The sequence below is a fragment of the Neoroseomonas alkaliterrae genome (genome assembly GCF_014199195.1).
Lineage (GTDB): Bacteria > Pseudomonadota > Alphaproteobacteria > Acetobacterales > Acetobacteraceae > Neoroseomonas > Neoroseomonas alkaliterrae.
Genome location: NZ_JACIJE010000011.1, coordinates 71,185 through 83,009, shown reverse-complemented (window position 1 = coordinate 83,009; position 11,825 = coordinate 71,185). Strand labels below are relative to the sequence as shown.

Annotated in this window: 13 protein-coding genes; 4 read left to right on the top strand and 9 right to left on the bottom strand. The window is 73.7% G+C overall.

All coding sequences use genetic code 11. The features are described 5' to 3' along the window. From FHS88_RS17255 to lpdA, 7 genes are all read right to left on the bottom strand, one after another. Positions 1 to 1,089, bottom strand: a complete 1,089-nt coding sequence (locus tag FHS88_RS17255) for an enolase C-terminal domain-like protein (RefSeq protein ID WP_184486721.1) — start codon at positions 1,087 to 1,089, stop codon at positions 1 to 3. Positions 1,090 to 1,124: 35 nt separating this feature from the next. Continuing rightward, positions 1,125 to 1,925, bottom strand: coding sequence for a YihY/virulence factor BrkB family protein (locus FHS88_RS17250; RefSeq protein WP_184486720.1), 801 nt, complete (start codon positions 1,923 to 1,925; stop codon positions 1,125 to 1,127). Positions 1,926 to 2,046: 121 nt separating this feature from the next. Continuing rightward, positions 2,047 to 2,349 carry an EF-hand domain-containing protein gene (locus FHS88_RS17245; protein WP_184486719.1) on the bottom strand — a complete coding sequence of 101 codons (303 nt, stop codon included), beginning with the start codon at positions 2,347 to 2,349 and terminating at the stop codon, positions 2,047 to 2,049. 230 nt (positions 2,350 to 2,579) lie between these two features. Further along, positions 2,580 to 3,488 (bottom strand): SAM-dependent methyltransferase, encoded by a 909-nt coding sequence (locus FHS88_RS17240; RefSeq protein WP_184486718.1) that lies wholly within the window; start codon positions 3,486 to 3,488, stop codon positions 2,580 to 2,582. Further along, positions 3,485 to 3,847, bottom strand: a complete 363-nt coding sequence (locus FHS88_RS17235; RefSeq protein WP_184486717.1) for a DUF423 domain-containing protein — start codon at positions 3,845 to 3,847, stop codon at positions 3,485 to 3,487. The genes FHS88_RS17240 and FHS88_RS17235 overlap by 4 nt, the downstream gene beginning before the upstream one ends. Positions 3,848 to 3,866: 19 nt before the next feature. Then, positions 3,867 to 4,148: a PGPGW domain-containing protein gene (locus FHS88_RS17230; protein ID WP_184486716.1), complete on the bottom strand. Its 282-nt coding sequence runs from the start codon at positions 4,146 to 4,148 to the stop codon at positions 3,867 to 3,869. A 163-nt stretch (positions 4,149 to 4,311) separates the two neighbouring features. Next, positions 4,312 to 5,703: a dihydrolipoyl dehydrogenase gene (lpdA, locus tag FHS88_RS17225; protein ID WP_184486715.1), complete on the bottom strand. Its 1,392-nt coding sequence runs from the start codon at positions 5,701 to 5,703 to the stop codon at positions 4,312 to 4,314. Positions 5,704 to 5,872: 169 nt separating this feature from the next. Between lpdA and FHS88_RS17220 the strand changes: the two genes are divergently transcribed. The 4 genes from FHS88_RS17220 (at position 5,873) to FHS88_RS17205 (ending at position 9,056) form a co-directional block, all read left to right on the top strand. Next, a complete protein-coding gene (locus tag FHS88_RS17220; protein WP_184486714.1) occupies positions 5,873 to 6,871 on the top strand; it encodes a tripartite tricarboxylate transporter substrate binding protein in 999 nt (332 codons plus the stop codon). Between the two features lie 16 nt (positions 6,872 to 6,887). Beyond that, the gene (locus tag FHS88_RS17215; protein ID WP_184486713.1) at positions 6,888 to 7,859 is read left to right on the top strand and encodes a tripartite tricarboxylate transporter substrate binding protein; all 972 of its coding nucleotides are present in this window, start codon (positions 6,888 to 6,890) and stop codon (positions 7,857 to 7,859) included. Positions 7,860 to 7,992: 133 nt separating this feature from the next. Further along, positions 7,993 to 8,385 (top strand): hypothetical protein, encoded by a 393-nt coding sequence (locus FHS88_RS17210; protein WP_184486712.1) that lies wholly within the window; start codon positions 7,993 to 7,995, stop codon positions 8,383 to 8,385. 5 nt (positions 8,386 to 8,390) lie between these two features. Further along, the gene (locus tag FHS88_RS17205) at positions 8,391 to 9,056 is read left to right on the top strand and encodes an HD domain-containing protein (RefSeq protein ID WP_184486711.1); all 666 of its coding nucleotides are present in this window, start codon (positions 8,391 to 8,393) and stop codon (positions 9,054 to 9,056) included. Here FHS88_RS17205 and FHS88_RS17200 read toward each other — a convergent pair. Continuing rightward, positions 9,040 to 9,678, bottom strand: coding sequence for a hypothetical protein (locus FHS88_RS17200; protein WP_184486710.1), 639 nt, complete (start codon positions 9,676 to 9,678; stop codon positions 9,040 to 9,042). The two genes, FHS88_RS17205 and FHS88_RS17200, sit on opposite strands and share 17 nt — an antisense overlap. Positions 9,679 to 9,681: 3 nt before the next feature. Then, positions 9,682 to 11,742, bottom strand: coding sequence for a hydantoinase/oxoprolinase family protein (locus FHS88_RS17195; RefSeq protein WP_184486709.1), 2,061 nt, complete (start codon positions 11,740 to 11,742; stop codon positions 9,682 to 9,684). Positions 11,743 to 11,825 lie beyond the last annotated feature (83 nt).

Here is an 11,825-nt window from a genome sequence, read left to right as displayed (position 1 = left end):
TCACTCATCCGCGGCGTGCTTCGCGAGCGCCGCCTCGTCCCACAGGAGGCCCATGCCGGGCCGCTCCGGCACCAGGGCCATGCCGTCCTTCACCTGGACCGGCTCGGCCAGCAGCGGCGCGGCGACGTCGAGATGCTCGAGCAGGTGCGCGGTCGGCGTCGCGTTGAGCAGATGCACGCTGGCCTCGACGAAGATGTGGGAGGACATCGGCACGCTATGTGCCGCGGCCATCGCCGCCGCCCGCTGCCAGCCGGTGACGCCGCCGATCTTCATCGCATCCGGCATGCAGAGATCCACGGCACCCGCCATCAGCGCGCGGTGCATCCCGGCCGGGCCCCACCAGTTCTCCCCGCCCTGGATGGGGATGGACAGGCGGCGGGCGAGTTCGGCAAGCCCCGCATCGTCCTGCACGGGCAGCGGTTCCTCGAGCCAGCGCACGCCGAGATCCTGCAGCGCGCGGCCGCGCCGTTCGGCCTCCGGCAGGCTCAGCGCCTGGTTGTAGTCCACCAGGATGCCGACATCCTCGCCCACCGCCGCGCGCACGGCGCGCACGGTGTCGAGATCCTCCTCCAGCCGCGCGTGGCCGAGCTTGAATTTTACCCACCGCGCGCCGAGCGTCGCGACCGCGCGGCCCGCCTCCTCGGCCAGCATCGCCGCACCCCAGCCGCGCAGGGAGGCGTAGATGGGCACCGGCCGCGCCTCGCCGCCCAGGACCTCGCACAGGCGCAGCCCGGCGCGCACCGCCAGCGCATCCCACATCGCCATGTCGAGGGCCGAGAGCGCGATCTGCACCAGCCCCTCGGTGCCGAGGATCCGCCCGGCATCGTGCATCTCCCGCCACAGCGTCGCGGGCGCGAGCGGCCGCCCGATGAGCCCCGCGCCCAGGCTGCGCGCCAGGGCGGCGGTGGGGCCGAGGGCGGCGGGCGTGTAGGGAAACACGTAGGAGGTGCCCGCCGCGCCGCATTCCGTGCGCAGGTCCACGATCACCAGCGGCGCGCGCGGGATGACGTTGAGGCTGTTGCGCAGCGGCGGCTCGAGCGGCGCATCCACCGCGCGCACGCGGACCTCGGCAATCAGCGGCAAGGGCATGGACGGCGTCCTCCGCGCCCGATCCTGCCCGGGGCTCAGCCATCCGTCGAGGCGGCGGCCTCCATCAGCGCGACATTCAGCTCGGCGCCGAGCAGCACGACATAGACGCTGACCCAGAACCACATCAGCAACCCGATCGCGGCGCCGAGCGGCCCGTACATCAGGTCGTAGGTGGCGTAGTTCGAGACGTAGAGCGAGAAGGCCGCCGAGGCTGCCGCCCAGAGCAGCGTCGCGACCACCGCACCCGGCAGCGTCCAGAGGATGCCCGGATGCCGGCCCGAGGGCCCGAGCCGATAGACCAGCACGAGGCCGACGAAGACGAGGCCGAGCAGCGTGCCCATGGAGGCGCCCCGCAGCGTCCAGGCGCGCGGCGCCGGCAGGCCGAGCAGCGCGGCGACGCCCGGCAGCGCGACCAGCGAGGCGATGGCGAGCACCACCGCCACGGTGATGGACAGCGTGATGCCGATGGCGAGCAGGTGGTAGTGGAAGAAGTTGCGGCTCTCGGTCACGCCATGGGCCATGTTGAGCGCGCCGATCATCGCCCGCGTGCCGGCCGAGGCCGACCAGATGGCCACGCCACCCGAGAGGATCGCGCCCCATTCGAGGCGCGGGCGCGGCTGCGTCACCAGTTGGTGAACCCGGGTGGCGATCAGTTCGAAGGTCTCGTCGGGCACGAGTTCGCGCAGCACCTCGAGTTGCGGCTCGACGGTGGTGCTGTCGAAGGCCATGCCGTAGAGCAGGACGAGCAGGAAGATGCTCGGGAACAGCGCCACCATGGCGTAGAAGGCGCAGCCCGCGGCGGTGAGCGAGATGCGGTCCGAGGCGGCCTCGCGCATCACCCGCCGGGCTATGGCGATAGCCCCCTCGCGACGGGAGGGTCGTGTTCCCGCGGGCGGCATGACATCCATGCGCCACCACCTAGAGCAGATGGCGCCCGGATGGAATCGCGGCGGGCCCTCAGCGCTCGCGCGGCGCGGCCTCGGGCGGGCGCTGGCGGCTCGTGGCGGCCCGCAGTTCCAGCGGCGTGATCCGTCCGTCCTGGTCGGTATCGAGCCGCTGGAGCAGGGCGGCGAGCGTATTGCCCGTGGGGGTTCCCGGCCCCGCCATGTTGGCGGGGCGGTGCTGCACTGCTTGCAGCCTGGCGGCGAAGTCCTCTCCGCCGCGTGCAGCCTGAAGCCGAGCCGCGTCCTGCTGGCTCTGCATGCGGAAGGCCCGGATCGCCTGGGGGGCGGTGAGTGTCCTGTCCGGGATGATCGGCATGGCTGCGGACTCCGTGATGGTCTGGCGCCCGTCATCCTGCCGGGCGGCCCCGTCCTGGGGCGGGCAGGGCATTGCATGTGCCGTGCCAGAGAAGGGCGGGGGAGGGTGAACCTCCCCCGCACCCCCTCCCTTCTTTGATCTCTTGGCGCCGGCCCCGGCTGTCAGTCCCCAAGTGCCGAGGAAGGTTGAGGGGGGTGCGGGGGGAGAAGTTCCCTTCTCCCCCCGCCGCGTCACGCCAGCCGCGCGAAGGTCAGCTCGTGCTTGTTGTGGAACCCATGGAACAGTTGGGCTCCCGGGATCGCCGCGAAGGCCGCGGCGGTGTCGTGGTCCGTCTCGCCCTGGAATTTCAGGGTGCAGACGAAGTTCCGCGCCGCGCCCGCTTCCATCCATCGCCGCACGAGCGCCAGCAGCCGCGCCGGGTAGCAGATGATGTCCGAGAACAGCCAGTCCACCGGCACTTCCTGCCGGGGGTCGAGGCCGAAGGCGCTCTCCTGCCGGCAGGAAACGCCGGGCATGGCGGCGATGGCGGGGTCGAGCGGCGCCTTGTCCACCGCCGTGACGCGCGCGCCGAGGCGCGCCAGCGCCCAGGTCCAGCCGCCGGGGGCGGCGCCGAGGTCGAGGCAGGTCTCGCCCGGCTGCGGGTGCCGCCCGAGCCGCGTCAGCGCCTCCCACAGTTTCAGATAGGCGCGGGAGGGCGGGCCGGTGCGGTCCTCGGCGAAGCGCACCTCCCCGTTCACGAAGGGGCTGGTCTTGGTGGGGCTCGCGAGCATCCGCTCGGGCGCGAGCAGCGTCCAGGCGCCGAGATGCGCGGAAGGGGCGGGTTCGGGAAAGACGAGCGGCCGTGCCTTCACCGGCGGCAGGCGTTCGGCCAGCAGGGCGGAGCGGCGATGATGCAGCAGCGGGTAGTGCGCCCAGTTGCGCTGGATGGCCCGCAGCGCATCGGCGCCGGCCTTGACCGAGGGCACCGCGATCTCGCGCGGGTCGGTCCAGGTGTCGAGCGACCAGGGCGCCGGGACCGGCGGCTCGGGCGAGAGGGCGAGGCGGCCGTGCCAGGCGGCGATGGAGGCCCCGGCGCGGCGCAGATCCTCGGCGAGTTCGGCCTCGAACCCCTCGGCGGCGAGGTAGGCGGCGCGGATCACCGCCGCAGGGCCGCCGCCGCCAGCAGCGCCCAGCCGCCCATCAGGAGCATGCCGCCCGCCGGCGCCACGCCGCCGAGGGAAGGATGCCCCAGCGCGGACCACCACACCGCGCCGCAGAACATGGCGGTGCCGGCCGCGAAGGCCGCCCCGGCGAGATGCGCGAGCCGCCTGCCGCCCTCGGCCATCAGCCCGGCCACGATCAGCGCGAGGGCGTGCCAGCCCTGGATCATCAGGGCGTTGTCCACGGCGCGGCGCTGCGCGCCCTCGAATCCCGCCGGCGTGCCATGCGCGGCCCAGGCCGCGAGGCCCACGGCGACAAGCCCGGCGAGCGCGCCGAGCGCCATCCAGAGACGATGCATGCGCGACCGCTTACGCCGCTCAGGCGCGGATGAACAGCCGGCGCATCCTTTCCCGCGCGGCGGCGAGCCGGCGGAAGGCGCTCGCCTCGATCTCCTCGATCCGCGCCACATGCTGCGGCCAGCGCCCCTGCACCCAGGACCAGCGGCGGGCCGCCCAGACATGCTGGTCGCGCAGCACGAAGACGCCGACGGCGAGGAAGAGGAAGCCCTGCAGGAAGGGCAGCACGAGGCCGAGCACGCCGAGGGCGAGGAAGGCCCAGCCGGTGACCTTGCGGGGCAGGGAGGGGCGCAGGATGACCATGGCCGGGCAGATGGGCCGCGGCCGGCGCCGGCGCAACACCTTGACGCCGCGTGCCGGCGCGCACGTGGCGATGGCGGAGGGAGCGGGGCGATGGCCGCGCCCGCCGCGCGAGGCCCGCGCGCGGCGGCACCGTGCGGAAGGGCGGCCCTTCGCCCGCCGGCCCTCAGATGTGCAGCGGCTTGTCCCAGGCCGCCATCGCCGCCTCCTTCACCGCCTCGTTCAGCGAGGGATGGGCATGGCTGACGCGGGCGATGTCCTCGGCCGAGGCGCCGAACTCGATCGCCATGGCGATCTCGGCGATCAGCGTGCCGGCATCGGGGCCGATGATGTGCGCGCCGAGCACCTTGTCCGTCGCCTTGTCGGCCAGCACCTTCACGAAGCCGTCGGTGGCGCCCATCGCGCGGGCGCGGCCATTGGCCATGAAGGGGAACTTGCCGGCCTTGTAGGCGGTGCCGGCGGCGTTCAGCGCCTCCTCGGTCGCGCCGACCGCGGCGACCTCGGGCCACGTGTACACCACGCCCGGGATGGCGTCGTAGTTGATGTGCGGCTTCTGGCCGGCGAGCATCTCGGCCAGCGCATAGCCCTCGTCCTCGGCCTTGTGGGCGAGCATCGGGCCGGCGATGGCGTCGCCGATGGCGTAGATGCCCGGCACATTGGTCGCGAAATGCGCGTCGGTCTTCACTCGGCCGCGCTCGTCCAGCGCCACGCCGAGCGCCTCCAGCCCCAGCCCCGCGAGATGCGGCCGCCGCCCGATCGCGAGCAGCACGACATCGGCGCGCATCTCTTCCGCAGCGCCGCCCGCGGCCGGCTCGACGCTGAGCGTCACGCCGGCTTCGTCGGCGACTGCGCGCGTCACCTTCGATTTGAGGCGGAAGGTCATCCCCTGCTTGGCCAGGATGCGCTCGAACTGCTTGCGGACCTCGCCATCCATCCCCGGCAGGATGCCGTCGAGGAACTCGATGACCGTGACCTTCGCCCCCAGCCGGCGCCAGACGCTGCCGAGCTCGAGGCCGATCACGCCGCCGCCGATCACCACCAGATGCCCGGGCACGGCGTCCAGCTCCAGCGCGCCGGTCGAGGTGACGATGCGCTTCTCGTCCACCTCCACGCCCTTGAGCGGCGTGCTCTCGCTGCCGGTGGCGATGACGATGTGCTTCGCCGCGTAGTCCGTGCCCGCGACATGCACCACCCCCGGCGCGGCGATGCGCCCCTCGCCCTTCAGCCAGGTGACCTTGTTCTTCCTGAACAGGAACTCCACGCCCTTGACGTTGGCCGAGACCACCTCGGCCTTGCGCGCCTGCATCCGCGCGAGGTCGAGCGTGACCTGGCCGACGCCGATCCCGTGCTCGGCGAAGTGCTTGCCGGCCTCCTCGAACACCTCGGAGGAATGCAGCAGCGCCTTGGAGGGGATGCAGCCGATGTTGAGGCAGGTGCCGCCCAGCGTCTCGCGCTTCTCGACGCAGGCGACCTTCATGCCGAGCTGCGCCGCGCGGATGGCGCAGACATAGCCGCCGGGGCCGGCGCCGATCACGATGACGTCGAAGGTTTCGGGCATGATGGAGGCGTCCTGGGTTCGAAGGGGGTCGGTAAGGCGGGCGGAAACTGCCCGGGCGCGCGGCCGCGATCAAGGCGCGGCGATGGCCCTCGCGGGAAGCGCGGCCTGCGCCTATCCTGCCCCCGGCAGGCGCCGCCAGACGCGCCGCCCAACGGAGGACAGGTCCATCATGACAAAGGCTTTTCCGGCCTTCTCCCGACCGGGCCGCCGGTCGGTCCTCGCGGCCGCCGGGGCCATGCTCGCCGCCCCGGGCATCCCGCGCGCCCAGGGCCGCTTCCCCGACCGGCCGATCCAGATCATCGTCCCCTGGCCGCCCGGCGGCTCGGCCGACCTGCAGATCCGCTCGATGGGCGAGCACATGACCCGCGCCCTCGGCCAGCCGGTGATCGTGCAGAACCGGCCCGGCGTCTCGGGCACGCTCGGCCCGGTGCAGGTGGCCCAGCAGGCGCGCCCGGACGGGCACACGCTGACCCAGATGCACCTCTCCGTGCTGCGCCGGCCCTGGATGATGCGCACCCCCGGATGGGATCCGGTGAACGACTTCACCCACATCATCGGGCTGACGGGCTGGCTCTTCGGCTGCGCGGTGAAGGCCGACAGCCGGTTCCGCACCTGGCAGGAGATGATCGCCTTCGCCCGCGCCAACCCGGAGCGGCTGACCTACACCACCTCGGGCATCGGCACGACCAACCACCTCGCGATGGAAACCATCCAGGAGCGCGAGGGCATCAAGCTGACCCATGTGCCCTTCCGCTCGTCCAACGAGGCCGTCACGGCCGCGCTCGGCGGGCAGGTGGACATGGTGTGCGACAGCTCCACCTGGGCGCCCTTCGTCGAGGCCGGGACCATGCGCGCCCTCTCGGTCTGGACCGCCGAGCGCGTGCCGCGCTTCCCCAACGTGCCGACGCTGAAGGAGCTCGGCTACGACATGACCGTCACCTCCCCCTACGGCATCTCCGGCCCGCGCGGGATGGACGAGGGCGTCGTGCGCATCCTGCACGACGCCATGCGCGACGCGCTGATGACGCCCGAGAACGCCGAGGTGCGCGCGCGTTTCGACATGCCGCTTGTCTATCTCGACACGCAGGCCTACCGCGCCTTCGTCGCCGAGCGGGTGGAATACGAGAAGGCGATGGTCCGCCGCCTCAACATCACCCTCGACGGCTGAGGGGAGGGCGGGGAGCATGACGACGATCGCGCGCCGCCTCCTGCTCGCGGGGGCGGCCCTGCCGCTGCTCGCGCGGCCTTCCCTCGGCCAGGGGCAGTTCCCCAACCGGCCCATCCGCTTCCTGATCCCCTGGGCGCCCGGCGGCATCCTGGACGGCTTCATCCGGCTGCAGGCCGAACTCTTCCAGCAGAACCACGGCCAGCCCGTCATCATCGAGAACCGGCCGGGCGCGCGCGGCACGCTCGCCGCCCGCGCGCTGATCTCCGGCACGCGGCCGGACGGCTACACCATCGCGCACCACCACCTCTCGGTGATCCGCCACCCCTTCCTGACGCGCCAGCCGAGCTGGGATCCGGTGAACGACTTCACCTACATCATGCAGCAGACGGGCTTCGTCTTCGGCATCGTGGTGCGCCCGGATTCCGGGTGGAACACGCTGGCCGAGATGTGGGCGGCGGCGCGCGCCCGGCCCGGCCAGCTCACCTACGGCACCTCGGGCGTGGCCACCACCAACCACCTCGCCATGGAGGAGCTGTGCGAGAAGGAAGGCGTGCAGATGCTGCACGTGCCCTATCGCGGCGCCACCGAGAACATCACCGCCATCCTGGGCGGGCAGCTCCATGTGATCGCCAATGCCAACTCCTGGGCTCCCAATGTCGAGAGCGGGCAGCTCCGCCTGCTCGCCGCCTGGACCCGCACGCGGCTGCGCGCCTTCCCCGACGCGCCGACGCTGATGGAACTCGGCTACAACATGGTCGTCACCTCGCCCTACGGCATCGCGGGGCCCAAGGGGATGGACCCCGAGGTGACGGAGTTCCTCCACCAGGCCTTCCGGCGCACGCAGAACCACGAGCGGGTGAAGGCCTACATGGCCCAGCACGACATGCCCGACGAATACCTCGGCCCGGCCGAATACACCGCCTTCGCGCGCGAACGCGCCGTCTACGAGGAACGCATGGTCCGCAGGCTGAACCTCAGCATCGACTGACGCTGGCGGGGCGGGGGCTCGCGCCTCCCGCCCCGCAGATGCCGCGCCCTGCCCTGAAGCGATTCAGGGCGCGGGGCCGCATCCGGCGGCATCCTCCCGCGCGAGGGCCTTATCGGCCCGAGCCGAGGATGCCATGCCCGTCCGTCGCGCCGCGCTTGCCGCGGCTGCCTTCGCTGCGCTGCTGCCCGGCCTTGCCGGCGCGAACCCGCTCGCCGGCACCTGGCGTGCCGAGCTCGGCGGCCAGGCGGTGGAATTCGCCTTCGCGCCCGATGGCAGCTTCGCCCGCCGCGACGCCGGGCCGGACGGCCGCGCCATGACCGTCTCCGGCCACTGGACGCTCGACCGCGACGCGCCCTGGCTGCGCCTCGTCATCGAGGACTGGGCGCCGCGCCGCGTCTGCGGGCTGCTCGGCTGCGCGGCGGTGCCCATGCTGCCGCGCGAGACCTACCGCTACCGGCTGGAGGGCACGGACATGCTGCTGCTGGAGGATGCAGGCGGGCGCATCGCGCTGCGCAGGGCGGGATAGGCGCCATGGCCGGGGCAAGGCAGGAGCGTTGTGCGGCGAGCTTCGCGCTGGCCGCGGACCTCGCGCAGTGCCGCGCGGGATTCGGCGCGCTGCTCGCGCGCGCGGACCTTCCGCTCGAAGCGGCGAGCGAGATCGCCCGCCGCTACGCCGAACCGCATCGCGGCTACCACGACGCGGCGCATGTCGGGCTGCTCTGGCTGCGCCACCTGCTGCATGGCGGCGATGCCGGGGACCGCGACCTCGCCCTCGCCATCCTGTTCCACGACGCGGTGTACGACCCGCTCGCCCGGGACAACGAGGAACGCTCGGCCGCGCTGCTCGCGCGCCTCGTGCCCGGCGACACCGCCTGGGCGCAGGCGGCGATCCGCGCCACCGCCGACCACCTGGGCCATGCCGGGCAGGATGCCCGGGTGCTGTGGCTGCTCGACCTCGACCTGACGCCGCTCGCCGAGCGCGAGGAGGTCTTCGCGCGCAACGCCGCCGCGCTGCGCCGGGAATACGCCGCGGTGCCGGAGGCCGGCTGGCGCGCCGGCCGCTGCCGCGTGCTCGAAGGCTTCGCGCAGGCCCCGACGCTGTTCCGCACGCGCCTCGGCGCGATCTACGAGGCCCCGGCGCGCGCCAACATCGCCGCCGAGATCGCGAGCCTCCGCGCCGTCAGCGGGGCGGCATGAAGCGGAAGGCGCCGGCCGTGACGAGGCCGAGCGCCAGCCCCTCGATCGCGCCGCCCACCGCCGCCCCGGCCACCAGCGAGGCCTGGTCCGGTGTCATCGGCAATACCGTCCAGCGCATCGCGCCGATCAGCGCGCCGAGCATCCAGCCCACCGTCACGACGCGCAGCCAGGCCTCGCGCGCGGCCACCACCGCGTCGAGCACCCGCGCCTGGATCAGCCCGAAGGCGAGGCCCGCCGCGATGCCCTTCACCGCCGCCCCGGCCACGACCAGCGCCATCACCGGCAGGCTGCCCGCGCGCGCGATGATCAGCGCATAGGCGAGGTTGACCGCCAGCGCGGCAAGGAAGCCCGCCGCCGCGCTCGCCGCGACCCAGCGCGCCGGCGGCAGGCCGCGATAGGTGCGCGCCAGCGCCCAGGCCTGCGCGGCGCCGAGGCTCGCCCCGATGATCGCGCCGCCGAGCGCCATGGCCGGCGCCGCCGCGGCTCCGGCGAGGCCCGGGAACAGCACCGGCAGCAGCATCGCGTTCCACAGCACCGCGACCGGCCCGCCCAGCGCCAGCCCGCCCACGCAGGCCGCGATCCAGCGTGCGCCATGGCCCGGCGGCGGCGACCAGCCGGCCATGCCTCACGCCTCCTTCGGCACCGTGATGTCGAGCCAGCCGCGCCCATCCATCCGCGCCGCGTCGCCCGGCAGCAGCAGCACGGTGGTGGTGTCGCTCTCCACGATGGCCGGGCCCTGCACCACCTGCCCCGCGGCCAGCGCGGCGAAGGCGAAGACCGGCAGCGCCTGCTCCGCGCCCGCGAGGCGCGCGCGGCGCGTGGCGAAGGGCTCGGCCGGCGCGGCGGCGGTGGTGGCGGCCGCGGCCGGCATGGGCGGCAGCCGGCCGATCACGGCGAGACGCGCATTGACCAGCACCACCTCCTCGCCCTGCAGCGCATAGGTGAACAGCGCGCGGTGCCGGGCGTGGAAGGCCTCGGTCACGCGCGCGGCAAGGCCGGGCGAGTCCCATTCCACGCCGTCGAGCGGCACCGGGATCTCGAAGACCTGCTCGCCATAGCGCATGTCGGCGGCACGGCGCGTCTCGATGGCGCCGCCGAACCAGGCGGCGACGCGCGCGCGGCCCTCGGATTCCAACCCCTCCCAGATGGCGCGGAGCGCGTCGTCGGCGGGCACGCCCCCGGTGCCGAGCTCGCTGCGCGCCATCTCGTAGCGCAGGTCGGTGTGCAGCATCCCCCAGGCCGAGAGACCGGCGGCGAAGACCGGCACCGCGACGCGCGTCATGCCGAGTTCCCGCGCCACCGCGCTCGCATGCAGCCCGGCCGCGCCGCCGAAGGAGAGCAGCGCGAAGTCGCGCGGATCCACGCCGCGCCGCACGGTCGCGACGCGGATGCCATCCGCCATGCGGACATTGGCGAGGCGATGCACGCCCTCGGCCGCCTCCATCGCGGTGATGCCGAGCGCGGCGCCGAGCCGGCCGAAGGCGGCCAGCGCGCCCTCCCGGTCCAGTTTCCGCGCCCCGCCGAGGAAGTTGTCCGGGTCGAGATAGCCGAGCACGAGGTTGGCATCCGTCACCGCGGGTTCCGTCCCGCCCTGCCCGTAGGCGACCGGGCCAGGCACGGCGCCGGCGCTGCGCGGGCCGACCTGCAGCGTGCCGCCCGCGCCCACATGCCCGATCGAGCCGCCGCCCGCGCCCAGCGTCACGATGTCGAGGCTCTCGAGCGCGATGCGCTCCCCGCCCACGGTCCGCCCGCGGCCGAGCGCGGCCTCGCCCTCCTGGATCAGCGCGATGTCGGTCGAGGTGCCGCCGACATCGAAGGTGATGAGGTCCTGCCCCAGCCCGCGCTGGGCCAGCGCCACCCCCGCCGCGACGCCGCCCGCCGGGCCCGAGAGCGCGGTGCCGGCGGCGAGCCGCGCGGCCTCCTCCACCGGCGCGACGCCGCCATGGGAGAGGATGACGAAGACCGGGCCGCCATAGCCGGCATCGGCGAGCCTGCCGCGCAGCCGCGCGAGATAGCGCGAGACCACCGGCCCGACATAGGCGTTCACGCAGGCGGTCGAGAAGCGCTCGAACTCCTTGATCTGCGGCAGCACCTCGGCGCTGGTGGTGACGAAGACGCCGGGCAGCGCCGCGCGCACCGCCTCGGCCGCCGCGCGCTCATGCGCGTCGTCGCGCCAGGAATGGAGGAAGCACACCGCCACCGCCTCGACCTGCTCGGCCTTCAGCGTCGCGATGGCGGCATCGAGGGAGGCGGCATCGAGCGGCACCTCCACCCGGCCATCGGGGCGGATGCGCTCCCGCACGGGAAGGCGCAGCCGCCGCGGCACCAGCGCCGGCGCGGCGGGCAGGCGCAGGTTGTAGCGGTCGGGCTTCAGCCCCTCGCGCATCTCGATGACGTCGCGATGGCCTTCGGTGGTGAGCATTGCCACCTTGGCGCCGCGCCGTTCCAGCAGCGCGTTGGTGGCAACCGTCGTGCCGTGCACGATGCGTTCCGTTCGCGCCAGCAGGTCCGCGAGGGACAGCCCCAGCCGGTCCGCCAGCACGCCGAGCCCGTTGACCACGCCCTCGCTCTGGTCCGCGGGCGTGCTCGACGCCTTGGCGAGCGTCGTCGCGCCGTCGGAAGCGACGCAGACCACGTCGGTGAAGGTGCCGCCGACATCCACGCCGATGCGGAAGCGCGCGGTCATGGCCTGCACCCCGCATGCGGGAAGGGCGGGGGAGGGGAACCTCCGCCGCTTTCGGATCCTGGCGTCACCACGGCGGCGGAGGG

What these genes read in the sequence shown, in the direction of transcription:
- FHS88_RS17255 (WP_184486721.1), bottom strand. Translation starts at nt 1,089, where the DNA reads ATGCCCTTGCCGCTGATTGCCGAGGTCCGCGTGCGCGCGGTGGATGCG.
- FHS88_RS17250 (WP_184486720.1), bottom strand. Translation starts at nt 1,925, where the DNA reads ATGCGCGAGGCCGCCTCGGACCGCATCTCGCTCACCGCCGCGGGCTGC.
- FHS88_RS17245 (WP_184486719.1), bottom strand. Translation starts at nt 2,349, where the DNA reads ATGCCGATCATCCCGGACAGGACACTCACCGCCCCCCAGGCGATCCGG.
- FHS88_RS17235 (WP_184486717.1), bottom strand. Translation starts at nt 3,847, where the DNA reads ATGCATCGTCTCTGGATGGCGCTCGGCGCGCTCGCCGGGCTTGTCGCC.
- FHS88_RS17230 (WP_184486716.1), bottom strand. Translation starts at nt 4,148, where the DNA reads ATGGTCATCCTGCGCCCCTCCCTGCCCCGCAAGGTCACCGGCTGGGCC.
- lpdA (WP_184486715.1), bottom strand. Translation starts at nt 5,703, where the DNA reads ATGCCCGAAACCTTCGACGTCATCGTGATCGGCGCCGGCCCCGGCGGC.
- FHS88_RS17220 (WP_184486714.1), top strand. Translation starts at nt 5,873, where the DNA reads ATGACAAAGGCTTTTCCGGCCTTCTCCCGACCGGGCCGCCGGTCGGTC.
- FHS88_RS17215 (WP_184486713.1), top strand. Translation starts at nt 6,888, where the DNA reads ATGACGACGATCGCGCGCCGCCTCCTGCTCGCGGGGGCGGCCCTGCCG.
- FHS88_RS17210 (WP_184486712.1), top strand. Translation starts at nt 7,993, where the DNA reads ATGCCCGTCCGTCGCGCCGCGCTTGCCGCGGCTGCCTTCGCTGCGCTG.
- FHS88_RS17205 (WP_184486711.1), top strand. Translation starts at nt 8,391, where the DNA reads ATGGCCGGGGCAAGGCAGGAGCGTTGTGCGGCGAGCTTCGCGCTGGCC.
- FHS88_RS17200 (WP_184486710.1), bottom strand. Translation starts at nt 9,678, where the DNA reads ATGGCCGGCTGGTCGCCGCCGCCGGGCCATGGCGCACGCTGGATCGCG.
- FHS88_RS17195 (WP_184486709.1), bottom strand. Translation starts at nt 11,742, where the DNA reads ATGACCGCGCGCTTCCGCATCGGCGTGGATGTCGGCGGCACCTTCACC.